The sequence below is a fragment of the Rathayibacter sp. VKM Ac-2929 genome, assembly GCF_022815495.1.
GTDB classification, from domain to species: domain Bacteria; phylum Actinomycetota; class Actinomycetes; order Actinomycetales; family Microbacteriaceae; genus Rathayibacter; species Rathayibacter festucae.
In genome coordinates this window covers 538,451-561,791 of the sequence record NZ_JALGRV010000004.1, presented here as the reverse complement: position 1 = coordinate 561,791, position 23,341 = coordinate 538,451, and the positions used below count along the sequence as shown (strand labels likewise).

Sequence of the window (23,341 nt, the reverse complement as noted above, 5' to 3'; positions counted from 1 at the left end):
GCCCTCACCTGAACTGGAGGGAGAACGAAGAGAGCCCGACGCTCCGACGCAGGTCACTCTCCCAGTGCCCGGAACGGAGCAGGCGCCCTCGCAAGTAAGGGCGGCACAACGACCATTCCAACGTCCCCAGCGGGCGGGGTCTAGCCCCGCACCGCCGGTCTTTCACTCGACCCAGTGCATCGCCGCCGAGACGACGGAGAAGGTGCGCCGGTACCGGTCACGACAGAGGACGACTCTCGGCTGGCGAACGTGTCCGGTTCGCCATCCATTCGCCGATCAGGACTGGCAGAACGGTCGATCGGGCTGTCAGCGAACCGGTTCCGGGGCTGGCGGCCGACGCTAGGCCTCTTCGGCCCCCTCCCCGCCGAAGGTCGAATGCATGACCGGCCCGTGACCCGAATTCGCGGGTGGCGACGGATGTCACTGCGCCGACCGTCCGGAGCAGGCCTCGGCCCGGCCCTGGCCGACTCATCGGCGATCGCCCCGAGTGCGAGGGCCGGAGAAGCCGACCCGAGATCGCGTGATCCGTCGTGTCGCATCACGCCTTGACGCCACCGGCGGTCAACCCACTCTGCCAGTACCGCTGTAGGAAGACGAAGGAGGCGATCAACGGCACGACTGAGACCAGCGACCCCGCGATGACCGTCGAGAAGAGCGCTTGAGAGCCGCCACCCGCAGTCGCTGATGACTGGAGTTGAGCGAGTCCGACAGTCAAGGGATAAAGGTCGGACGACTGCAGCATGATCAGCGGAAGGAGATAATTGTTCCATGTCGCCACCAGTGAGAAGAGGAAGACCGTCACGACTCCGGAGGAGAGGAGAGGAAGTGCGATCCGAAAGAATATTCGTGCCTCACTCGCTCCGTCGACTCGCGCCGCTTCGAGCAGCTCGTCCGGAATCGCGTCGGCCGCGTACACCCTGAGGAGGTACACACCGAACGGGCTCACGAGCGAGGGTATTATCACCGCCCAGGGCGTGTTCACCACTCCGATGCGCGAGAACACCAAGTAGGTGGGAAGAGCTAAGGCGGTGAGGGGAATCATGATCGAACCCAAGATCGTACTGAAGACGGCGTCGCCACCTCGGAACCGGAACTTGGCGAACGCATAACCGGCCATCGCTGCTAGGAATGTGGCCCCCGTGGCGGAGATCACTGCATAGAGAATGGTATTGACCAGCCAGCGGCCGAAGATCCCGTCGCGGGCGGCGAAGAGCTGCTGCAGGTTGTCGAAAAGCGCGAAGTCACCTCCGAACCAGAGTCCGAAAGTCGAGAAGAGGCCGGCATTGTCCTTCGTCGACGAGATCACCAGCCACCAGAGCGGAAGGATGAAGTAGAGAACGCACAGCCAAAGAAGGATCGTCATGAGTGTGCTGCGACGCCTGCCCGTTCGACGAATTATCGTCGGCGATCCAGCGCTTCCGAGAGCGCGTACAGCCGTCATCGCGCCATCCCCTCACGACGCTCTGCGCGCTGAGACGAGGATTGGATGATGAACGAGATGACAGCGATGAGGAGACCCAGGAGAAACGCGATAGCGGCCGCGTAGTTGGGCTCACGGTTGATGAAAGCCAGGTTGTAGGCGTAGTAGTTCGGCGTGAACGAATTCGAGATGGCGTCGATCGCAATCGTGTTGAGGAGGCTGGGCTCCGTGAAGAGTTGGAAGGTACCGATCACCGAGAAGATGAGCGTCAGAACGAGTGCAGGGCGAAGCGCTGGCAGTTTGATGCTCAAGGCGATGCGGAACTGCCCGGCACCATCGATCTCAGCCGCCTCGTAGAGCTCGACGGGAATCGCGCGGAGGGCAGCGTAGAGGATGATCATGTTGTATCCGACGAACCCCCATGTGACGACGTTCATCATCGATCCGAGAATGTTCTCAGGGCTGAGCAGATCCGGGGATCCGAGGCCCATGAAGCGGGTCACCTGGGTGATGGGTCCGAAGTTGGGTCCGTACAGATAGCCCCACATGAGGGTGGCGACGACAGCAGGCACGGCGTAGGGCAGAAAGATGAGCAGCCGAGCGACGCTCGACCCGCGGGCGAGCCTGCTATCGAGCACGAGAGCGAGGATGATCGCAAGACCGAGCATGACGGGCACTTGGACGACGAAGAAGAGGATGACGCGGCCCACGCTGCCGATGAGTTCGGGATCCTGAAGTGCACGAAGATAGTTGTTCAGCCCGGCGAAAGTCTGACCGCCGACGAGCGTGGTCTCGAAGAGGCTGAGGTAGCCCGCATAGACGAGCGGCGCGATGAGCATCCCGGTGAACACGAGCAGGAAAGGCGAGACGAAGAGCCAGGCGACTGCGCTCTGACGTCTTCGGGCACTGCCTGCTCGTTTCCGAGTGCGTTGTGGGTCACCGGTGACCGACGGGCGGATTGCTGTGGTCATGTGCGGACCTTCCTTGGAGCACAAGAAGTGGTGGAGGGCGGGCACCTGGCCGTCAGGTGCCCGCCCGACGTTCTAATCGACGGTGAATCCCTGTGCTTCCGCGTAGGTGACGAGGTCGTCCTGCCACGCGTCGAGAGCATCAGCGAGGTCCCCCTTGGCCGAAAGCACAGGAGTGACGTTCTCCTCGAAGCTGGCCTGGACGTATTCCATGAACGGCAGCCACTGGAAGTCGGTGTCCACCGTTCCGGCGATGTCGGCGAACAGTTCGTTCACCCTCTGCCCGCCGTAGAACTCCGGCTCGGCTCCCGTGAAGTCAGGATTCTCGAGCATGTCGGTGGTCGAAGGGAACAGGAACTGCTGCGAGGCGAGCAGCGCAGTCGACTCCGGATCGTGATTGATGAACTTCGCGAGTTCGGCGGCCGCGATCGGGTTCTCAGTCGTGGCGAGCACGACGTTCGAGGAGCCGCCCCAACTGCCGGAGACGTCTTCGGAAGCGGACCACTGCGGCAGCGGAGCTGCGCGCCACAGCCCAGACGTGGCGCCCGCGGTTCCCTCGAGGAACAGAGGGCCCCAAGCGGCCGTCAGCCAGCCCGCGTACGTGCCGTTCGCTAGTCCCTGGTACCACTGGTCATTGAAATCCGCGTCCGTCGAGACGAGATCGCGCTGGATGAGGTCGGTCCAGTAGTCCGCGATCTCCTTCGCCTCTGGACCGTTGACGTCGATCGACACGGTCTCGGCCCCGTCGTAGGAGAAGGGCTGCACTCCGCGCTGCCAGAAGAACGCGATGAACTGATTTGCCTGGGCGGCGCCCATGTTGGAGATGTACGAGCCGGTCTCGGACTTGACGGCTTCTGCAGCATCGGCGTACTCGTCCCAGGTGGCCGGCGGCTCGGTGATTCCTGCGGTAGTCAGGATGTCCTCGCGGTAGAGATTCCCCATCGGCCCGATGTCCTGCGGGATGGCCCAGACCTCCTCGCCCGGTGAGACCTGATTCCATACCCAGTCGACGTAATCGCCTGCGAGTTCGTCTGCGCCGTAGGGTGCCAGATCGAGGAGCGAGTCGGTCAAGACGAACGACGGGAGCAGTTGGTACTCGATCTGAGCGAGATCCGGTGCGCCTTCACCCGCTTCCAGGGCAGTGCGGAGGATCTGATGCTGAGTCGTCCCCTGCCCGAGGTTCTCGACGGTGACGTCGATCGCCGGATACCTCTCCTCGAAGAGAGCGACCTCGTCTTCGATGCCCGGAACCCACGTCCAGAAGGTCAATTCTGTGGGGGTCTCCATGGCCTGTGCAATGTCTTCCTCGGTGACGGCTGCGGTCGGTCCCGTGTCGTCTGATCCGACGCAGCCGGCGAGGGTGAGAACCGTGATTCCCATGATCGCCAGCGTCATTGCTGATCTGCGCTGCATGTGTTTCTCCTTAGTGGTGGGATGTGGATGAGGAATCCGCCGCGTCCACGAACGTGCGGGTGGACCAGGGGCCCAGGCGAATCGTCGTGCCCGCGGGAAGTCCGGTTCCGGTCACCGCGTCGCGGAGCGACGAGGTCAGAGGGAACTCGATCTCGCGCCACCCCCAGTTGAAGACGAACCAGACGCGGTCCCCGGCGCCGTTGACGCCGGACGAGACGGTGAGGGGCAGTTCGTGGGAGGTGGTCAGCCGGTCCGCAATCGGCTCCGGGACGGCCCATCGGATGAGGTCAGCGGCCAGGGCGGGCGACGGTGACGTCCCGAGAACGGTGATCCGTCCTGCGCCGTGCACTCGGCTCGTGGCAGCGGCGAAGTCGCCGAAGCGCGGGTGGTCGTAGCCGAGAAGGGTCTCCGCGGAATCGGCGAGGAGCCCGTCCACCCAGCGCTCGGCTCGGGCACCGTCCGAGAGAGGAAGTTCAGAGGTCGGCACGAGCGAGATCGGCGCCCGCAGGTTCGACACCTCGTCGTAGTGGGTTCCCGACGCGGCGGCGAGACGTGCGGGCATCTGCTCTGTCCGCGCTCGAGCCTCTCCATCGCCGAAGCCGGTGCGCACACCGACGATCAGATGTCCTCCTGCGTGCGCGTAGTCGCGCAGCAGATCAAGCAGTTCATCGCTCGCGACGTAGAGGCCGGCCGCGACGAGCACCGGGTGCGTGGCGGCGAGGACGCCGGCGCCGGACTCGAGAGCCTGCTCCGAATGAAGGATCCGGGCCTGGGCGCCACCGTCGATGACGCCGCGGTAGTGAGCATGGAAGATGTGCTCGTACGAATCACGGCCCGGAGCTCCCTGCGCATCCGGGAACGTGGGCATGAAGTCCAACGCGTAGCCGCTGTCGTTCGACCACAGGAGAGCGACGTCCGCATCAGGCGAGTACCCGGTGAGAGAGGTTCCGATCGCGCGCAGTTCGGCACCGATCTCGGAGACCTCTCTGAACACGCGGCCGGGCTCGAGGCTGTGCGGGAGGACTCCGCCCCAGTGGGTCTCGAAGCCGAAGTGCAGAGTGTGCCAGTGCCAGTACTCGACCATCGATGCGCCGCGGGAGACGAGGGCGAGGGCGGCCTGCTTGAGCTGGCCGGGGTAAGGCGGCTGGTTGAAGTGCGAGCCGCCGATCGCCTGTGCGTTCGTCTCCGTGACGAGGAATCGTTCCTGTCGCGAGGAGTAGAACCTGTCGGCTTGACCGAGGAGTCCCGGAACACCCGTCGTGAACCAAGGGACGTCAGGCTCGAGAACCTGCCCCGCATCGAGGTGATCCTGCATCGAGTAGTAGGGATTCCCGGCGGTGACGTCGAGTGCGCGCACGACCTCGCGGTCGTCGACTCCTGGACGCGCGTAGGCGATGCACGTCGTGACGAACTGCTCCGGGGAGGAGTACTCGCGGACGATGCCGGCCTGCCAGGCGATGAACTCGGTGGTCAGTTCCGCCTGGTACCTCCTCCAAGCCAGGTCGTACTGCGGGGACGAGTTCCCTGCCGGCCGCCAGAGCTCCGACCACTCGTCCAGCCTGTGGGACCAGTAGGTGAGGCCCCACTCGCGATTGAGCGTGTCGACGGTTCCGTACGTCTTCTCGAGCCACGCGAGGAAGCCCTCGAACACGGCCTGACCGTGAAAGAGGTGAAGGCCCGGTTCGTTGTCGACCTGATAGCCGATGACGGCCGGGTGACCGGCGTAGCGCCCGATGATCGCTCGGATGACGCGCTCCGCGTAGATGCGGAACGTGGGGCTCGAGTAGTCGATCTCCTGACGCGATCCCCAGGGGAACGATTCACCTGAGGCGGTGACGAGGGCGATCTCAGGATGCGCGACCTGCAACCACGGCGGCACGGCGTAGGTGGGCGTGCCGAGAACGACATGGATTCCCCTCGCGTGCGCTCCATCCAGCACAGGCTGCAGCCATTCCAGCTCGAACTCTCCCGAGCGAGGCTCCCACGTCGACCACACGGACTCGCCCACTCGGATGACCGTCAGGCCGGCCTCCACCATCAGGTCGAGGTCAGTGTCGAGCCGGCCCTCAGGCAGGTACTCGGGGTAAAAGGCTGCGCCGTACAGCACACCGGGCAGGTTGATCACCATCGAAGATCCTTCCGGAATGTTGTCGACAACATTCACTGGTTCATCATCATCGGTGCGTCTGGAGATCGTGTCAACCCTCACAGGATCGGAGCGGCCACCTCCGACGTTCTCCCCCGGTATCGTGTCGGCATCATGAGTGCACGAGGAGAGGCCGACCGGAACTCCTCGCGGCCTGCGACGATCTATGACGTGGCGCGGAAGGCAGGGGTCTCTCACCAGACCGTCACCCGGTTCCTCGCCGGCTTCGAGGGGATCCGCCCCGCGACGCGAGATCGGGTAGTGGGCGCACTCGAGGAGCTGCATTACCGGCCGAACCTGACTGCCCGGAGCCTCAAGTCGGGGCGGTCGATGCGGATCGGGGCGATCTCGCACGACCTGACGCAGGTCGGACCGAGCAGGATCGCTCAAGCCGCCAGTGATGCCGCGCGGCGAGAAGGAATGGTGCTCGACCTCGTCTCGGTGGACACCCGCGATCCTTCGGCGATCCAGGCGGGGGTCGACGCGCTCGTGCAGCATTCACTCGCGGGTGTCCTGGTGCTCGTCTCCACGGACGAGATGAATGCTGTCCTTCATGCTGCCGAGTTCCGCGCACCGGTGTTCTTCGCCTCTGACAGCGAGGCGACCGCATCGGATCTCGAGGCGCGGTCATCCGGCATCCCAGCGGTGGTCGATCATCTGCGCCGCCTCGGACACACGCGGTTCGCTCATGTCGGTGGACCTCAGAACTGGCCTGCCGCCCGCCTCCGCGATCGCATCTTCGAGGACGCCGTCGTGGGTTCCGCAGGACAGCTGGTCGCTCGGGCCTACGGGGACTGGTCCGCTGAGTCCGGACACCGCGCCGTCGCCGAATCAGGCGACCTCGGAGGAGCGACCGCCCTCTTCGCGGCGAACGACCAGATGGCTCTCGGAAGCATCCTCGCCTTGAAGCGCAGGGGCCTTCGTGTGCCCGAGGACATCAGCGTGGTCGGGATGGATGACATTCCAGAAGCGGCTTACATGGATCCTCCGCTCACAACCCTCCATGTCGACTACGCCTCCCTCGGAGAACGGAGCGTGCGCGATCTGCTTGCGATGTCGGCTGGGCGCAGCCTTGAGCCCCGTCCGCTCGCGGTTCCGCGACTCGTGGTCCGAGAGTCGACCTTTCCGCCGGCCGACCGAGGCGGGGGCAAGGCGAATCGGTGACGGGGCGAGCCCTTGCGAATGGTCCGCTTCCGGCCTCGCGTCATTCCGCGCCGTGGCGACCTCCGTACGGCCCCGACCAACTCTGCTTACTTACCACCCTGGACCTGGCACCCCGGTCCCCGAGGAAACTTCGACCGTCCTCCGATGAGCACGACGGAGCAACGCTCCCTTACGACCTCGGAGCGGCACCGCGCTACCGGAGCGGTCCGAACGGCGAAGGGGCGTCTCAGTTCGCCGTGGCGAGATGAGCGGGCTTTCCAGAATCATCACCTCTCCGTGCGACGGCGGCGGTTCTCGCGCCATGGACGATTATGAGCCCGGAGCCGATGATCGCCCAGCAGGCGAGGACGAGAACGGACTGCGAGACCGCGCTGCCGTCGAAGTACCCTGCAGACTGGAGGGCGCGGACCGCCGCACCCTGCGGTAGGACATCGGACAGGAACTGCGCCCATCCCGGCAGCAGATCGAAGCCGATCGAGGCACCACTGGTCGCGTTCCCGGCGACCGTCAGCAGCAGGACGGCGATGCCGATGCCGGGTGGACCGAGCCAGGTGACAAGAGCCTTCGTGCCGAACGCGCTCGCTGCCGAGAGCAGCACGAGGACACCCGCGAGCTCGGGCAAGGGAGTCGTCACCGCGCCGTAGACGGGGCCGGCGAGCGTGGCGGCCGCGATCCCGATCAGTGCCGCGAACGCACTCAGGATCACGAGTCGGTGTCGGAGACGCACGCGTGCAGCATTGGCGCTCAGCGACTGGGCGAGGATGAATGAGGAGAGCGTGACACCGAAGACGACGTAGAAGCTGACGAGACCACGGCTGTCGAACTGAACGAGTGGCACGATATCCCGCTCAGCCAACGTGAGGTGAGCTGCCGCCGCGATCCCCTGCACCATCGAGCGGACGGCGCCGGACTCGCTCAGACCCGCTGCACTCGCGTAGTCGAGTTGCATGCTCCCCGCCCCGTCGCCCGCTATGACACCCACGGCAGAGCCGCGTTCGACGAGGCTGTGGCCGGCCGAGAGTGAATCCACGTTCGAGATGTCGACTCTCTCGCCGAGCCCTGTCGCAACCTGGTCCTGCAGGCTCGCCCCCACTACAGCAACGGGGATTCGAAAGGGTTCCGGAGCTCGTTGCAGGCCGACGTAGACGGCCACGAAAGCCATGCCGACGACGAGCGCCGTGACGGTCGGCGCGATCCACGCCCGGTGCAGTGTCCGAGTCGAACCGTCCTTCGAGCGGTATCCGCTCATGGCATCCTCCAGCTATCGTGGTTTGAATGGCAAACCATTCTGATAGTACCGAAAGCGGTTTGGAGATCAAACCGAACGCGGATGCGCTGAGTGTTGCTCTCGACGCGGTCAGCGATCGCTGGTCGCTGCACATCGTCCGAGTGCTCGCGCTTGGGGCGCACCGGTACACGGAGATGATCCGAGCGCTCGGGATTCCTCGAGACGTCCTCGCCGGCCGATTGCGACGTCTCACCGAGGAGGGCATCGTGCGACCGGTTCCGGGCGGCGCAGGCGGTCGTCCTCGCGGTTACGAGTTGACCGAGAAGGGGAACGATCTCGGTCAGGTGATCCTGGTGCTCAAGCGCTGGGGTGACCGCTACGGCGCTCCAGACCTGACCCGTCGGACGATCCTGCACGTGCAGTGCGGTCATCCGTTCGTCGCCGACGTACGCTGCCAGGAATGCGGGCACGGCCTGGGTGTCCGAGACTTGCAATCGCCGGAGGCGACCTGAAGTCGCCCGTGACCCCTGACTCGCCCTTGACCAGTGCCACGGTGCGACCATGACGAGCACGACCCTGTCGGTGCTGTCATCGGTACGTCGCTACCCGCGACGCCTCACCTGTGCTCCTAGGCGCCGGCCTGCGAGCCGGACGTCGCAGTCGGGGCGAGCTCGGTCATCGCGATGGTGAAGGCCGGGGACGCAGCGACCTTAAGCCACTCCGTGGCGTGCTCCGGCGTCGGAGCACTTACAGTCCCTCCGCAGTCACCCGGCCCGTCCGCGCTGGAGGCACCGTATTGCTCGTCTACTTCTGGCGCTGGAGCTGCGGAGGGGGGGGCTTAACTAATCCAGCATTGTGGGATAACGTTCCCGTGCAAGCCCACCAACCGCGGGAGAGCCGCGGCTGCAGTGGAGGCTCGGACGCACTCGATGGAGAGGCAACGGATGACCAAGAACATGCTGACGACCGCGACGGAACCGGCGAGGGTTTCTCCTACGGGGACGATCAGAACGAAGCCGCAGACCCTCAGAAAAGTGACGCTCGCCGCTTCGGTGGGGTCCGCGATCGAGTACTTCGAGCTCGTGATCTACGGGGCGATGGCTCCGTACCTGGCGGAGGTCTTCTTCCCGTCCGACGATCGCACTGCCGCCCTTCTCAGTACCTTCGTCGTCTTCGCCATCGCCTTCTTCGCACGACCGCTCGGGGGCCTGATCTGGGGTCCGATCGGCGATCGTGTCGGACGGAAGAAGGCGCTGGTCGCGATCATCATCCTGATGAGCCTCTCGACGGCAGTGATCGGCATCCTTCCCGGCTTCGACGCCATCGGGCCGCTGGCGCCGGTCCTCCTCGTGCTCATGCGGCTCCTTCAGGGGATCTCGGCCGGAGGGGAGATGCCGGGAGCAGCGACACTCGTCGGGGAGTACGCGCCGAACGATCGTCGCGGACTGCAGACGAGCTTCCTCCACTGGGGAGTCGTCAGCGGACAGATCCTGGCTCTTCTCGTCGGTGCAGCACTCGCCATCGGCATCCCCGCCGAGCAGATGCAGGCCTGGGGTTGGCGGCTACCGTTCCTTCTCGCCATCCCACTCGGCGCGGTCGCTCTCGTCATCCGGTCCCGGGTCGACGAGTCTCCGGTCTTCGAGCGGCTCGCTGCTCTGAGCACTGCCCGCGAGAACCCGCTGCGCACTCTGCTCACCACAGCGCGCGGATGGAGGATGCTGGGCCGAACGGCCTTCATCAACCTTCCGGCCAGCGTCCCGGCGTACATGCTGATGACGTTCATGCCCGCCTTCCTCCAGAACAGTCTCGGCTTCGGGAGCTGGCAGGCCCTGATGGCGGTGCTCGCCGGGGTGCTCTTCACCTTCCTCTTCGTGCCCCTTTCCGGCACTCTCTCGGACCGCATCGGTCGACGCCGGATCCTGTTCGCCCTCTGCCTCCTGCAACTCGTGCTCGCGTGGCCGACCTTCGCGATGCTGACGTCCGGCAACGCGGCGCTGGCGGTGCTCGGTCTCGTGCTGCTCGGGACGATGAACGGGACGGCGATCGGAGCGCAGTCCGCACCGCTGCTCGAGACCTTCCCGACCTCGATCCGCTACAGCGGATACGCACTGGCGCTGGGACTCTCCACCGCACTCATCGCGGGCCCGACGCCGTACGTCGCGACATGGCTGGTGGACACGACCGGCAGCACCATGGCGCCGATGTGGTTGATCATCGGATGCGCCGTGCCCTCACTCATCGGTTCCCTCTTCCTGCGCGAAACCGCCGGCAAGCCGTTGGTCACCGACCTCTCGCCGTCCGACGCTCCGTGAACCAGCGGGACTTCCGCGCCCCCGAGCCGACCTTCTGAAGGAGGAGAGATGCCGACGATCACCGCCGTCGAGACGATCCCGACGACCATCCCCTACCACCACGCGATCGAGGCGTCCTCGGGCGTCCTCGACCGGGCGGAGCACGTGCTGATCCTCGTGCGCACCGACGTCGGCGCCACGGGCATCGGCGAGGCCGTATCGAGGTCGTTCGTCTACGGAGAGTCGCAGGAGTCCATCGTCGCGGCAGTGCAGAAATGGATCGCACCGATCCTCGTCGGCGAGGACCCCTTCGCCGTCAACGCGCACCACGAAGCGCTGGCCTGGATCGCCGGCAACAACACCGCGCTGGGGGCCGTCGACATCGCTCTCCACGACCTCCGCGGCACGCTCAGCGGGCTTCCCGCGTGGAAGCTCCTCGGTGGCGAGAAGCGGCCGATGCGAGTCACCCGCATCCTGTCGATGGGCTCGCCCGCCGACAGCGCTCGCGAGGCCCGAGCGGCGGCCGAGACCCACGGCATCAGCAGCTTCAAGGTCAAGGTCGGAGACGACGTCGCCGACGACCTGAGCCGCGTGACGGCCGTCCGAGAGGCCGTCGGCCCGCAGGCGACGGTCTACGTCGATGCGAATCACGGCTACACGGCGGAGCAGGCCGTGGAGATGATGAACGCGGCGGCCGAGTTCGGCGTGACGCTGATCGAGGAGCCGACGCCCGCGGAGGACCGCCTCGGTCGGCGCCGATTCGGCACTCACACGACGGCCGCCATCATGGCGGACGAGAGCGCACCGACCCTCGCCGCCACCGCCGCGGAAATCCTCGAGGGCGGCGCCCGGGCGATCAGCATCAAGACCACGCGGACGGGATTCACGGAATCGGCCCAGATCGTCGCCCTCGCCCGAGCTCTCGGAGCCCGAACCCTCCTCGGCAGCCAGGCCGACAGCATGATCGGAGCGGCCGCGTCCCTCTGCTTCGGCTCGGCGCATCCCGCCGTCGTCCGAGAGCCCGCGGAGCTCGACTACTACACCACGCTCACCGACACCCTCACCTCGGAGCGCCTCGTGGTCTCGAACGGCGTCCTCCATCCCTCCGACCGTCCCGGCATCGGCGTCCTCCTCGACGAGGAGAAGGTCCGTCGCTACCGGGTCGACTGACCGACGGCCGGTCAGCCGAGGGTGACGACGACCTTCCCGGCGGACCTGCCGGTGCGCAGGTGCCCGAGCGCGTCGGGCGCGCGCTCGAAGTCGTACGTCGCCGCGACCACGGGCCGGAGCCGACCCGCGACGATCGCGGGCAGCAGCGTCCGGGCGAGGCCGTCGAGGAGATCGCCCAGCACCTCGGGCGGGGTCAGCCCGTACGACACCGACCGGAGAAGGACGTGGCGGCGGGCGAGAGCGAACAGGTCCAGAGCGCCGGTCCCACCAGCCAGCCGTCCCACACTGACGACGGTGCCGCCGTCGCGGGCGGCTGCGACGGCGGAATCCAGCGCATCGCCGCCGAGGTGGTCGAGGACCACGTCGGTACCGACTCCGTCGGTCGCCTCGAGGGCCGCCGCGGCGATGCCGTCGTTGGCGGTGAGGAGCACCGCGTCGGCACCGGCGTCGGCGAGTGCGCGGATCTTGTCCTCCGATCTGGTGGTCGCCAGGACGCGCCGCGCCCCGCGCTCCTTCGCGACCTGCACGGCGACGAGTCCGAGTGCCGAGCTTCCGCCGGTGACGAGCACGGTGGATCCCTCCCCGATCGCCGCCGTCTCAGCGGCGCCGAACTCGGTCGTGAAGGCCGTGGGCGTCGCGGCGGCGTCGACGTCGCTCAGCGCGTCGGGAGTCACGAGCACGTGGCGGTGGTGGGCGACGACGTACTCCGCGAGCGTCCCCTCCGCGATTCCGAAGACCCGGCGGCGGAGGAGATCGGCCGGAGCGGTGGCTCCGACGGCGACGACCTCGCCGGCGAATTCGAAGCCGGCGACGTGCTCCTCCCCCGCTGCGGTGAGGTCGCCGTTGTTCAGGGCCGCGGCACGCACCCGGATCAGCAGCTGCTCGGCTTGCGGGACGGGAATCGGCAGGGTCGCGCGCTGCAGCGGCACGCCCTCTGCGCTGGTCCAGGCCTGCATGGAGCCGTCGGGCGTGGTCGGGGTCGTGTGCGTCATAGGAGTCCTCACTCACGTCGTCTCCTCGAGTGAAGCAGCCGCACCCACCGGGAGACAGGTTCAGGCAGAGCCCCCCTCGTCGCCCTCGGACGAGCGATTCGGAGGTCAGTCGTTCTCGAGAGAGAACGAGAGGATCCGATCGTCGTCGGTCTCCGGGTCGCCGCGACCGTCGGTGTTGCTCGTCGCGACCCACAGCCGCCCGTCCTCGGCGACGGTGACGTCGCGCAGCCGGCCGAACTCCCCCACCGCGTGGTCGGTCGAGGTGCTGGGCGCGTCGACCGGCACGGCACGCAGCACCTGGCCGCGCAGATTGGCGAGGAAGAGCGTGCCGCCGATCTCGGCCATCCCGCTCGGGCTCGCCTCGTCGGGCCCCCACTGCTGCACCGGGTCGACGAAGCGGTCGTCCTCCGCGATCCCCTCCACCGTCGGCCAGCCGTAGTTCGCGCCGGGCGTGATGATGTTGAGCTCGTCCCAGGTGTCCTGGCCGAACTCCGTCGCGAAGAACGTGCCGTCCTCGGCCCAGGCGATGCCCTGAGGGTTGCGGTGGCCGGAGCTGTAGACGAGCGAGCCGGGGTACGGGTTGTCGTCCGGGACCGTGCCGTCCGGCGTCATCCGGAGGATCTTCCCGCCGAGCGAGTCGAGGTCCTGCGCTCGCTCCGAGCGGCCCGCGTCGCCGACGGTGGCGTAGAGCATGCCGTCGGGGCCGAAGGCGATCCGCCCGCCGTCGTGGTAGCTCGCTGACGGCAGTCCGTCCAGCAGCGTTTCTGCGGGGCCGAGCTGCAGAGCACCGGCCTCTCCCGTCACCTCGAAGCGCTGGATGCGGTTGCCGTCGCGGCCTGTCGAGTAGGCGTAGAGGCGGTCCTGGTAGACGGCGAGGCCCAGGAGGCCGCTCTCGCCCCGCGCGAGCACGCCGTCGATGCCACCGACCACTCGACTCGAGCCGTCGGCACCCAGCTCGAGGACTTGCGCGGTGTCCCGCTCGCTCACGAGCGGAACACCGCGGAGGGACACGATGGACCAGGGTGCTTCGAGTCCGTTGGTGACGACCTCGGGCTCGCCCAGCGAGAGCGGCGCGACCGTCGGCTCGGCCGTGGCGCTGGTCGGAGCGTCCGGAGTGGTCGACGGCGCGGTGCACGAAGCGAGAACGGTGCCCAGTGCGAGAGCGGCGGCGGTAAGCACGACGCGGACGGGCGTTCTGGTCATGAGCGTCTCGATTCTGATGAAGGAACGATGGAGGGGAAGGGAACGGCGTGCCCTAGGGGACTCGATGGCCGCGCGGGATCGCCGCGATCTCGATCCCGAAGACGCTTCTGAGAAGCGAGGCGAAGCGTCGTTCGAGCTCGGAGCAGATCGGGTCGCCCTCCGCCCAGATCCGTGCTGCCCTGCAGGCGTCCTCGAGTCGTTCTGCAGTCACCGTGGACCACCAGGCGGGCTCAGCAGCGGCAGCGAGGAGGAGTCGTGCGGCATCGACCTCGAGTCGGAAGCGGGCGAGAAGGCGACGCATCGAGTCCGGGTCGCACTTCGCCGCCCAGAGGTCGTCGATGTGCGCATCGAGCTCTGCGTCGCCGAGGCAGCATGCGTCGACGACCACCTCGCGTGCTCTCCGGCGCGACAGGGAGGAGGTCTCTCGGAGGTCGGTCACGGTCAGCATCGCTCGTCGGTGATGCGCCAGATCATCTCACCAGTGGTGGATTCACTTGAGGACGCAGAGGCCACGCTCTGGCCGATCGACCCCATCGCCAGTACTCCGAAGACTGCTGCCGCAATTGCGACGAGCACCCACAGAGCGGCTATGGACGGGCGGGGCTGCCGGGACGTCGTCATGAGTCTCCTTAGGGACGGAGGAACGCGAGCGGCGGCACCGGAGCCCCTGTCCGAGCCGCCGCGAGAGGGATAGGGGTCTCTCCCGCGGACTGGGACACGATGCTCTCGTCACCGGGGCCTTCACGCGACGTCCGCGCCATGGGAAACGCGAACGCCGTCCTGTGAGGCCGAGTGGGGGTGTGACGGTCGATGGCTCCGGTGCCGCTCATCAGCGACGGTATCCGGGGCCTCTCTCAGTGAGCGAGGGGCTGACAGAGCCTCCCTCCCGGGCCGTGCACTCAGGTGTATGCCAGGAATCGTCCGGCGAAGACCACCCCGGTCCAGGCGATCAGCGACAAGCCGGCGGCGACCAGAGCGGCGGGCGGAGGAGAGGCCTCCGCCCAGTCCTCGACCCGGCGGTAGGCGCCCCGGTGGAACACCAGGACGTTCAGCCCCGCTACGAGCAGGAGTCCCAGCTTCCAGGGCGCGGCGGCGGAGCCGGCGACCACGGTCGTCTGTGCGCTGAACAGCGCGACTCCTGTGAGGAGGGCGACCGCCAGGCCGACGTGGGAGACCGGCAGGAGCGAGCGGGCGGCCGTGGTGACGGAGACGAGACGGCGCCCTACTCCGAGCAGGCGGAGATCGAAGGCGAAGGCCGGGCCGATCAGCAGGGCGATCCCGACGATGTGGATGCTCTCGAGCGTGGGGTACAGGAACGGAGTGCCCCGCACGGCCTCTCCGACCGCCGTGCTCTGGAGCCATGCGAACGCCGTCTCGAGCCACTGCGGCATCTGCGAGCCGCTCAGCTCTGCCCGGCGCGGCGTCGCAGGTAGAGCAGCCCGCCCACGGCCGCGCCGAGGACCACGGCGCCGAACGCCACCCAGACGCCTGTCGTCGCGACACCGTTCTGTCCGGACGCCGCTTCGGCGTCGGACCCTGGGGACTCCTCCGCGTCCTCCATCGGATCGGCCGCGGTCGATGTCGAGGCGGGCGCAGGCGTCGACTCCGCGCCAGACGACTCGGGCAGCGGTGCGCGGACCGGGAGCATGTCGCCGAGCACCTGGTTCACCGGCACGTCGTCGTCTCCGTACCAGAAGGCGACGGGGCGGAACAGGGCGTCGTCCGTCCGGTCGATGTAGCCGACTCCCTGGAATCGCTCTCCGATCTCGAGCGGCCGATCGAGTCCCCATCTGCCGGTGTAGGCGGGCGGAGCGATGGTCACTTCGAGCTCGTCCTGCGAGCCGGAGTACGCGAGCGCAGCCTCGACGCGGACGCTGTCCTCGGGGCCCTGCAGCTCCTCGGGGATCGTCAGCTCCGGGGTGTCGGCGGGGAGCTCGCCGTCGAGGGTCGTGTCGAAGTACGAGTGCGGTTCGCCCCAGCTGCCCTCGGAGGAGACCGTGCCCGCGATGTACACCAGGTGGTCGGTGTCGAAGCCGTCCCAGCCGTGATGGGCGGCGGCAGGTGCTGCCGGTACCAGGACCAGCGCTGCGGCGGCGGCGCCAGCGAGGGCGGCGCCCGAGAGCCTGTTCGGGGGAAAGCGGGTGGGCGTCGTCGTGGCCATCGTCAGTGAACCTTCCAAGTCGGTTGTGGACAAGGCCGACGCTAAAGGGCCTCCAAGGGTTTCTGAGAGGTTCTCTCAGAACCCCTCACTTCACTGAACCCGGACCTCCACAGAGCCGTCGCTCGCGTCTCGGAGCGCGTCGACGTCGTCGAAGACGCCGAGCGGCACGATGCCGGAGTACGCCCCGACGCTCTCGTAGTAGAGGACGAGGCCCTGGTCGGGCGCGTAGTAGCCGAGGGTTCCGGCGGGCGCTGCCGCCCGATCCGTGGCACCGGTGAGATCGAGCGGCGCGGAGAGCGTCGCGATCTTCTCCTGCCCGCCGTAATCGCTGAAGTCGAGGGTCGCCGGCAACTGAGCGAGGAGAGAGCGGGAGGCGGCGGAGTCCTCCAGGGTGGCCCGGATCTCGCGGTCGCCGAACCGGAGCGTGAGAGAGGTCCGGGTGTCGGACGGCGCGGTCGTCGTGGGAGCTGCAGCGGTGGCCGGGGCGGACTCCGTGGGCGGGGCCGACGTCGGACCGGTCGGCGCGCCGGACGACGGGCCCGCGGGGACCGAGGAGCCGTTCATCGCGGGTTCGGCACTGCCGTCCGAAGCACTGCACCCGGAGACGGACAGGACGAGACCGACCAGTGACGCGAGGAGGACAGGAGTCCTGCGGCGGGATCCGGGTCCGGCAACGGTTCTCTGGCAACGGCGGTCGTTTCTCATGGCTCCTCCTCAGGATCGTGACGATCGAACGGCCGTTCGTGTCACTCCCCCATCGAAGTCCTCACCCAGCAATCCAGCGAGGTGCTGCCGTGACGGGTCACGGCAGCGCCCCGCTGGACGATCGCGTCGCTGTCGCCGACTCGTCGCGTCAGGTCTCGGCGGGTGCGGCCGCGTTCACCTGCGCGAGCGCGTTGAGGGTGCGCGGGTAGCCGATGTACGCGACCAGCACGGTCAGAACCTCGAGGAGGTCGCCCCGGGTGCTCCCGACCTTCAGGTTCGCGGTGACGTGGCTCTTGACCTGACTGTCGGCACCGCCGAGTGCCGCGAGCAGCGCGAAGGTGACGAGCTCGCGCTGCTTCACATCGAGACCGGTGCGGGTGTAGTGGTCGCCGAAGCAGTGGCCGGCGAGGAACTCGGAGAAGCGCCGGGTGTCGGCCGGCCCGGCGAAGAGGCCGTCGACGACTTCCGGTCCGAAGATGCGTGTCTGCACGTCGAGCCCTGCCTCGCGCCGGGTCTCGGGAGTGGTGGTCGACTGTCCCTCGAGGGGCAGGGCGATCCCGTGCGCGGTGAGGATCTCGTTGCTCAGAGCGATGAACTCGATCCCCCGCGCGCTGCCGACGTAGGCGACGGCCTGATAGGTCACCTCCTTCACCTGGACGGGAGGGACTCCGACCTCGAGCGCGACGCCGAGAAGCACCCGGAACTCACCCGCCGCCCCGACCGCGATGCAGGCCGCGAGCTGGTAGAGAAGCCGCTCTCGCCGATCGAGGTCGACATGCCCGAGCGTCTCGCCGAACGCGAAGTCCCGGTAGAAGGCGAAGAACTCCGGGTCGGTCGCACCGAGCGAGGTGCCGTCCGGGTCGGGTCGTGCAGGGAACAGGATCGCGAATTCCGCGAGAGCGTCCTCGTGGGCGGTCATGACGACGTCCTTCCGGTGAGCGGGTCTGCGGCGTTCACGCATCGGCGCCGAAGCACTCGGCGTCGGTGACGTGCTCCAGCCAGGTCGTGGTCGTGGCGGGATCGTCTCCGTTCTCGGTCATGGCGATGTGCTCCATGAAGCGGTCGCGGGGCGCCGAGTGCCAGTGCTCCTGGCCGGGCGGGGTGTAGACGGTCTCTCCGGGGCGGGCCTCGATGACGACCCCGTCGCGGGTCCCGAACCGGCCCACGCCCTCGGTCACTCGGAGGTACTGCCCGCGGGCGTGCGAGTGCCATGCGGTCCGAGCGCCCGGGGCGAAGCGGACGGTGGCGACGGTCATGTGCTGGCCGTCCTCATGCGGGACGGCGATCATGTCGAGCCAGACGTCGCCGGCGAACTGCTCGGGAGGATTCTTGGTCGTCGGGAGGGAGGGTTCGATGTTCACAATGTTCTCCTTCATCGTTCCGGAGGTGAGGGGAGCAGGCGGTCCCACTCGGTGCGGGGTCGCAGCGTGATCAGAAGGTGATCATCGCCTTGAGCACCTGGCGGTCGTCCATGGCGCGGTAGGCGTCGGGGACCTCGTCGAGTGCCACGGTGCGGTCGAACACCCTGCCCGGGTCGATGCTCCCGTCGAGGATCGCGGGCATGAGCTGCTCGATGTAGCCACGGACCGGGGCGGGCCCACCGGTCAGGGTGATGTTGCCGCCGAAGAGGCTCCCGAAGCCCACGGGAGCGTCCTCGTACTGCGGAACACCGACGCGGCTGATGACACCGCCGGGCCGGACGATCTTGTACGCCTGCTCGTAGGCGGGCATGTGACCGACGGCCTCGAGGACCTTCCGCACTCCGACACCGCCGGTGAGGTCCTTGACCCTCGCGATGCCCTCCTCGCCGCGCTCGGCGACGACATCGGTGGCTCCGAACTCGATGCCGAGATCGGTGCGAGCCGTGTGACGGCCCATCAGGATGATGCGCTCCGCGCCCTTCTGCTTCGCCGACAGCACGGCCATGAGCCCCACCGCTCCGTCGCCGATCACCGCGACGGTGTCGCCGGGCGAGACCTGGGCGCTGGTGGCGGCGTGCCAACCGGTGCCGTACACGTCCGACAGGGTCAGGAGCGAGGTCAGCAACGGCGACGACTCGTCGACGCCGGGAACCTTCACCAGAGTGCCGTCCGCGAGAGGCACCCGGATGGCCTCCGCCTGCCCGCCGCCCATGCCGGGCATGTCCCAGAAGCCGCCGTGCACGCAGGAGGTGAAGAGCCCCTCCCGGCAGAACTCGCAGGTGCCGTCCGAGAAGGAGAACGGAGAGATGACGAGGTCGCCGACCGCCAGCGTGCGGACCTCCGCACCGATCTGCTCGACGACGCCGATGAACTCGTGACCCATCGAGACTCCTTCGGAGCTCTTCTCCATCCCGTGGTACGGGTGCAGATCGGATCCGCAGACACAGGCGCGGACGATGCGCACGACGACGTCCGTCGCCTCCTGCAGGACCGGGTCGGGTGCGTCGATGATGCGGACATCGCCGGCGCCGAACATATAGGCGGCCTTCATGGGTGACTCCTGTCTTTCGGGCGGCGCGCTGACGGTTGTCAGCGGGCGTGTCGGAGGGTGACGCGGGTTCCGTCGGCGAGGTCTTCGACGGGGCCGAGGTCGTCGAACTCTCCGAGCGGCACGATCCCGGAGAACGTGCCGACGTGCTCGTAATAGAGCACGAGGTTCCGAGTGGGGCTGTAGTAGCCGATCGTGAGCGGCTGAGCATCGCTGCGCGGCGGTGCGCCGTCGAGGCTGAGAGCCACTCCGAGGTCGGCGAGCTTCTCCTGCCCACCCATGTCGCGGAAGGACAGTGTCAGCGGGAGCAGGGCGAGGAGGGACTCACTCGTCGCGCTGGCATCGAGTCGCCCGGAGACCTCGACCCCGTCGATCTCGAGGACGATCGGCGTCGGGGCGCCTGGGGCGGTTGTCATCGGCAGACTCCTGTCCAGGAGTGTCAGCGCGCGTCGAGGTGGTCGACCGTGAACGCGGACCGGCGGCCGTAGAGGGTGATCAGCAGAGCGACCACTCCGAGCCCCGCCATCAGCACGGCGAGGGCCAGGGCGTCGACGCTCTCGAGCAGCACCGCGCCGAGCACCCCCGCGGCGAAGATCGCGAGGTTGAACGCGACGGGGAGGAACGAGTTCGCGACGTCGGAGTTCTCGCGACCGGAGCGGCTGAGGGCCGACTGGAGCTGCGCGGAAGCGCCGCCGAAGGTGACGCCCCACAGCACGCTCGCTGCGAGGACGGCCGGCGGGGCGCCGCGGCCCAGGAGCAGGACGAGCGCCGCGACGATGAACAGCGCGAGGCTGCCGTGCAGCAGGCCGCGAGGATAGCGGTCGATGGCCGCCGCCGTGATCGCGACTCCGACGATCGAGGAGACGCCGTAGACCAGCAGCACGAGGTCCGGGGCGAGGCCCGAGCCGCCCTCGCGCAGGAACGGCGCGATGTAGGTGTAGATCGTGTTGTGCGCGAGCATCCAGACGAAGATCGTCAGGCAGACGATCGCGACGCCGGGCATCGCGAAGACGCGGGCGAGCGGCAGGCTCCCCGCCGCGGTCTTCGGCTGGCCGGGCGCGTCCGGCACGAAGAGGGCGATCAGCACGAAGGTGATCAGCGCGATCAGGCTCAGCCCGCCGAAGGAACAGCGCCAGTCGAACGTCGTCCCCAGCCACGCACCGAGGGGTGTGCCGAGGGCGAAGCCGACGGGAGCGCCGACCGAGACGACCGACAGCGCCAGCCCCGAGCGGTTCCGGGGGCTGATCCGGCGGCCGTAGGCGGCGAGCATGCCCCAGATGATCCCGGTGAACGCGCCCGCGAAGAAGCGGGACACCAGCGACAGCACGACGTCGCTCGAGAGGGCTGTGACGGTGTTGGCGGCGATGAGGCAGGCGATGGTCACGAGGATCAGCGGCTTGCGGCGGAGTCCGCGGGTGAGGCTGATCGCGGGGATCGTGACGATCACCGTGCCGAGTGCCCAGACGCTGATGAACTGACCGACAGTGCCCTCGCTGGTGCCCATTCCGTCGGCGATCACAGGCAGGAGGCCTGCGGGCATCGTCTCGGCCGCGACGAGGACGAACCCCATCGTGGCCAGAAGAGCGAGGGCGAGCCACGGCATCTTCCGCGGCTCGGCGCGATCGCTCGCATCGGGGAGGAACACCGGCATGGTGGAGGTCATTGCATCCTTCGAGATCGGGGTCGGGGCGGGCGGCGCCGCGGAAGACGGGAGCTGTCCGCTCGCCGGCGGGAGCGCGTTCAGCTCGCAGAGCTGGGGGCGAGGCGCGCGATGTCCTCGGTCGCAGCCCAGGTGGCGAGCAGCCGCAGCTTGTCGTCGGTCGGGCTGCCCGGCACTGCCGGGTAGACGGTGATCGAGTGACCCGGGTCGTCCTGCAGCTCGGTCGCCTGGAACGTCAGCTCCAGCAGGCCGACGACGGGGTGGTTGAACTGCTTCAGGCCCGTGTAGTGCCTGCGAACGTTGTGCTCGGCCCACCGCGCACGGAAATCATCGCTGCGCATCGAGAGCTCGCCGATCAGGGCGGCGAGTCGCTCATCGTGCGGGTTGCGTCCGGCGTCACGGCGGAGGATCGCGACGTTCACGTCTGCGGCCCGCTCCCAATCGGGATAGAAGACGTGCGCGCGCGGGTCGAAGAAGATGAATCGGGAGTGGTTCGCGGGCCGGGCGCTGCTCTTGTACATCTCCGAGTAGAGGGCGAAGCCGAGCGCGTTCGCCGCGACGATGTCCATTCGGGTGTTCGAGACGAACGCCGGAGCACCGGTGATCGCGTCGAGCAGATACTGCACCTCGGGTCGGACCTTCACTGCCGCGGCGGGTCGTCTGCGCGAACGCAGGCCGGCCTCGTTCGCGGTCCGGGCGAGATCGTGGAGGTGGTCGTGCTCGGCCTGGTCCAGCTGCAGAGCCCGCGAGATCGCGTCGAGGACGGAGTCGGACACACCCGAGAGATTCCCCCGCTCGAGACGCGTGTAGTAGTCCACGCTCATCCCCGCGAGTCGCGCGACCTCGTCTCGGCGCAGACCGGCGACCCTGCGCCGTCCGCCGGTGGGCTCGACTCCGGCCTGCTCCGGTGTGATCCGTCCACGGCGCGTGGCCAGGAATTCGCGTACCTCGACTCGGTGATCCATGGCTGTCACGGTACGAGCACCAGGGCAGCGCGTGAAGGGTTCTGCTGGTACCTGCCTGGGCAGGACACCCTCCCGGACGACCTCTCCCGGATCCTGATGCCGGAGGCTGCCGTCGAGGAGGAGCTCGCTCGCTCGCCCCTCCTCGACGTCCGGGTCACGCGAGCGTGGCCGCGTCGATCACGAAGCGGTAGCGGACGTCGGAGCGCAGGACGCGCTCGTACGCGTCGTTGATCTCGTCGGCGCGGATGAGCTCGGTCTCAGGGACGATGCCGTGCTCGGCGCAGAAGTCGAGCATCTCCTGGGTCTCGCGGATGCCTCCGATCGCCGACCCCGCCCAGCTGCGGCGGGCGGGGATGAGGGCGAAGGCGGGGACGGAGAGGGGCTCGGAGGGGGCGCCGACGTTGACCATGGTGCCGTCGATGTCGAGCAGGCCGAGATAGGCGCCGATGTCGAGCTTCGCCGAGACCGTGTTGATGATCAGGTCGAAGGTTCCGGCGAGGTCGGTGAACGTCGCGTCGTCACTCGTCGCGTAGTAGTGGTCGGCGCCCAAACGCAGCCCGTCCTCCTTCTTCGAGAGGGTCTGCGAGAGCACGGTCACCTCGGCGCCGAGGGCGTGGGCGATCTTGACGGCCATGTGGCCAAGACCGCCCATACCGACGACGGCGACACGGGTACCGGGGCCAGCGTTCCAGTGCCGCAGCGGCGAGTAGGTGGTGATGCCGGCGCAGAGCAGCGGGGCGACCTTCTGCTCGTCGAGGCTCTCGGGGACGCGGAGGACGAAGTCCTCGTCGACGACGATCGCCTGGGAGTACCCGCCCTGGGTGATCGTGCCGTCGGCGGGGTCGACGCCCGCGTAGGTCTGGATGTTGCCCTCGGCGCAGTACTGCTCGTCCCCGCGAAGGCAGTAGACGCACTTGCCGCACGAGTTCACCATGCAGCCCACCCCGACGAGGTCGCCGACGGCGTGCTTCGTCACCGTGGAGCCGACCTGGGAGACGCGCCCCACGATCTCATGGCCGACGACCTGCGGATACTGGATCGGGCCCCATTCGCCGCGAACAGTGTGGATGTCGGAGTGGCAGACGCCGGCATAGCTGATGTCGATCATGACGTCCGTCGGGCCGACGTCTCGCCGTTCGATGGTGGTCTTGATCAGCGGCTCGGTGGCCGACGGTGCTGCGTAGGCGTTGACAGTGCGCATGGTGTCCTTCGTGTAGAGAGTGGTGGGATGTCGTTGGGCGCGAGCCCGGCGCGGTGAGTTCTCCGTGCAACGAGTGCGGCGAGGGGGCAGGGCACCGATTGCCGCACGGACGGCCGCGGACGGGTCCATACCGCGTTCTCCCGCCGGTGGATCGGTACCGCCGTGTCCGGTCGGACTGATCGAGT

General features: G+C 67.8%; 21 protein-coding genes. 4 read left to right on the top strand and 17 right to left on the bottom strand.

What is annotated here, in order from left to right; translation table 11 throughout:
* Window positions 1–538: 538 nt before the first annotated feature.
* The 4 genes from MT355_RS15240 to MT355_RS15225 all read right to left on the bottom strand — a co-directional run bounded on the left by MT355_RS15240 (window position 539) and on the right by MT355_RS15225 (window position 5,929).
* Window positions 539–1,363, bottom strand: a complete 825-nt coding sequence (locus MT355_RS15240; protein ID WP_243600184.1) for a carbohydrate ABC transporter permease — start codon at window positions 1,361–1,363, stop codon at window positions 539–541.
* A 74-nt stretch (window positions 1,364–1,437) separates the two neighbouring features.
* A complete protein-coding gene (locus MT355_RS15235) occupies window positions 1,438–2,391 on the bottom strand; it encodes a carbohydrate ABC transporter permease (protein WP_243600183.1) in 954 nt (317 codons plus the stop codon).
* A 72-nt stretch (window positions 2,392–2,463) separates the two neighbouring features.
* Window positions 2,464–3,801 (bottom strand): ABC transporter substrate-binding protein, encoded by a 1,338-nt coding sequence (locus MT355_RS15230; protein WP_243600182.1) that lies wholly within the window; start codon window positions 3,799–3,801, stop codon window positions 2,464–2,466.
* 10 nt (window positions 3,802–3,811) lie between these two features.
* Entirely contained in the window at window positions 3,812–5,929 is a 2,118-nt protein-coding gene (locus MT355_RS15225; protein WP_243600181.1) for a beta-galactosidase, read from the bottom strand.
* A gap of 132 nt (window positions 5,930–6,061) precedes the next feature.
* Between MT355_RS15225 and MT355_RS15220 the strand changes: the two genes are divergently transcribed.
* Window positions 6,062–7,111, top strand: a complete 1,050-nt coding sequence (locus MT355_RS15220; RefSeq protein WP_243600180.1) for a LacI family DNA-binding transcriptional regulator — start codon at window positions 6,062–6,064, stop codon at window positions 7,109–7,111.
* A 226-nt stretch (window positions 7,112–7,337) separates the two neighbouring features.
* Here the strand turns inward: MT355_RS15220 and MT355_RS15215 are convergent, their stop codons facing one another.
* Window positions 7,338–8,360 (bottom strand): hypothetical protein, encoded by a 1,023-nt coding sequence (locus MT355_RS15215; protein ID WP_243600179.1) that lies wholly within the window; start codon window positions 8,358–8,360, stop codon window positions 7,338–7,340.
* Window positions 8,361–8,386: 26 nt separating this feature from the next.
* On the opposite strand from MT355_RS15215, the gene MT355_RS15210 reads away from it, so the two are divergent.
* The 3 genes from MT355_RS15210 to MT355_RS15200 all read left to right on the top strand — a co-directional run bounded on the left by MT355_RS15210 (window position 8,387) and on the right by MT355_RS15200 (window position 11,800).
* Window positions 8,387–8,851, top strand: a complete 465-nt coding sequence (locus MT355_RS15210; protein WP_243600178.1) for a helix-turn-helix domain-containing protein — start codon at window positions 8,387–8,389, stop codon at window positions 8,849–8,851.
* A gap of 432 nt (window positions 8,852–9,283) precedes the next feature.
* The gene (locus tag MT355_RS15205; protein WP_243600177.1) at window positions 9,284–10,651 is read left to right on the top strand and encodes an MFS transporter; all 1,368 of its coding nucleotides are present in this window, start codon (window positions 9,284–9,286) and stop codon (window positions 10,649–10,651) included.
* Window positions 10,652–10,699: 48 nt separating this feature from the next.
* Window positions 10,700–11,800, top strand: coding sequence for a mandelate racemase/muconate lactonizing enzyme family protein (locus tag MT355_RS15200; protein ID WP_243600176.1), 1,101 nt, complete (start codon window positions 10,700–10,702; stop codon window positions 11,798–11,800).
* An 11-nt stretch (window positions 11,801–11,811) separates the two neighbouring features.
* On the opposite strand, the gene MT355_RS15195 is transcribed toward MT355_RS15200, so the two are convergent.
* The 12 genes from MT355_RS15195 to MT355_RS15140 form a co-directional block, all read right to left on the bottom strand.
* Window positions 11,812–12,792, bottom strand: coding sequence for a zinc-binding dehydrogenase (locus MT355_RS15195; RefSeq protein ID WP_243600175.1), 981 nt, complete (start codon window positions 12,790–12,792; stop codon window positions 11,812–11,814).
* 105 nt (window positions 12,793–12,897) lie between these two features.
* Entirely contained in the window at window positions 12,898–13,995 is a 1,098-nt protein-coding gene (locus tag MT355_RS15190; protein WP_243600174.1) for a sorbosone dehydrogenase family protein, read from the bottom strand.
* A gap of 899 nt (window positions 13,996–14,894) precedes the next feature.
* Entirely contained in the window at window positions 14,895–15,326 is a 432-nt protein-coding gene (locus MT355_RS15185) for a hypothetical protein (RefSeq protein WP_243600173.1), read from the bottom strand.
* Between the two features lie 71 nt (window positions 15,327–15,397).
* Window positions 15,398–16,156, bottom strand: a complete 759-nt coding sequence (locus tag MT355_RS15180) for a hypothetical protein (protein ID WP_243600172.1) — start codon at window positions 16,154–16,156, stop codon at window positions 15,398–15,400.
* A 90-nt stretch (window positions 16,157–16,246) separates the two neighbouring features.
* Complete coding sequence (locus tag MT355_RS15175; RefSeq protein ID WP_243600171.1) at window positions 16,247–16,720, bottom strand: cyclophilin-like fold protein; 474 nt, start codon at window positions 16,718–16,720, stop codon at window positions 16,247–16,249.
* A gap of 289 nt (window positions 16,721–17,009) precedes the next feature.
* Window positions 17,010–17,780, bottom strand: a complete 771-nt coding sequence (locus MT355_RS15170) for a carboxymuconolactone decarboxylase family protein (RefSeq protein ID WP_243600170.1) — start codon at window positions 17,778–17,780, stop codon at window positions 17,010–17,012.
* Between the two features lie 34 nt (window positions 17,781–17,814).
* Window positions 17,815–18,222 carry a cupin domain-containing protein gene (locus tag MT355_RS15165; protein ID WP_243600169.1) on the bottom strand — a complete coding sequence of 136 codons (408 nt, stop codon included), beginning with the start codon at window positions 18,220–18,222 and terminating at the stop codon, window positions 17,815–17,817.
* Window positions 18,223–18,292: 70 nt separating this feature from the next.
* Complete coding sequence (locus tag MT355_RS15160) at window positions 18,293–19,333, bottom strand: alcohol dehydrogenase catalytic domain-containing protein (protein WP_243600168.1); 1,041 nt, start codon at window positions 19,331–19,333, stop codon at window positions 18,293–18,295.
* Between the two features lie 38 nt (window positions 19,334–19,371).
* Window positions 19,372–19,746, bottom strand: a complete 375-nt coding sequence (locus MT355_RS15155; RefSeq protein ID WP_243600167.1) for a cyclophilin-like fold protein — start codon at window positions 19,744–19,746, stop codon at window positions 19,372–19,374.
* Window positions 19,747–19,769: 23 nt separating this feature from the next.
* The gene (locus tag MT355_RS15150; RefSeq protein WP_243600166.1) at window positions 19,770–20,993 is read right to left on the bottom strand and encodes an MFS transporter; all 1,224 of its coding nucleotides are present in this window, start codon (window positions 20,991–20,993) and stop codon (window positions 19,770–19,772) included.
* A gap of 77 nt (window positions 20,994–21,070) precedes the next feature.
* Complete coding sequence (locus MT355_RS15145; RefSeq protein WP_243600165.1) at window positions 21,071–21,955, bottom strand: helix-turn-helix transcriptional regulator; 885 nt, start codon at window positions 21,953–21,955, stop codon at window positions 21,071–21,073.
* Window positions 21,956–22,109: 154 nt separating this feature from the next.
* Complete coding sequence (locus MT355_RS15140; protein WP_243600164.1) at window positions 22,110–23,156, bottom strand: NAD(P)-dependent alcohol dehydrogenase; 1,047 nt, start codon at window positions 23,154–23,156, stop codon at window positions 22,110–22,112.
* Window positions 23,157–23,341 lie beyond the last annotated feature (185 nt).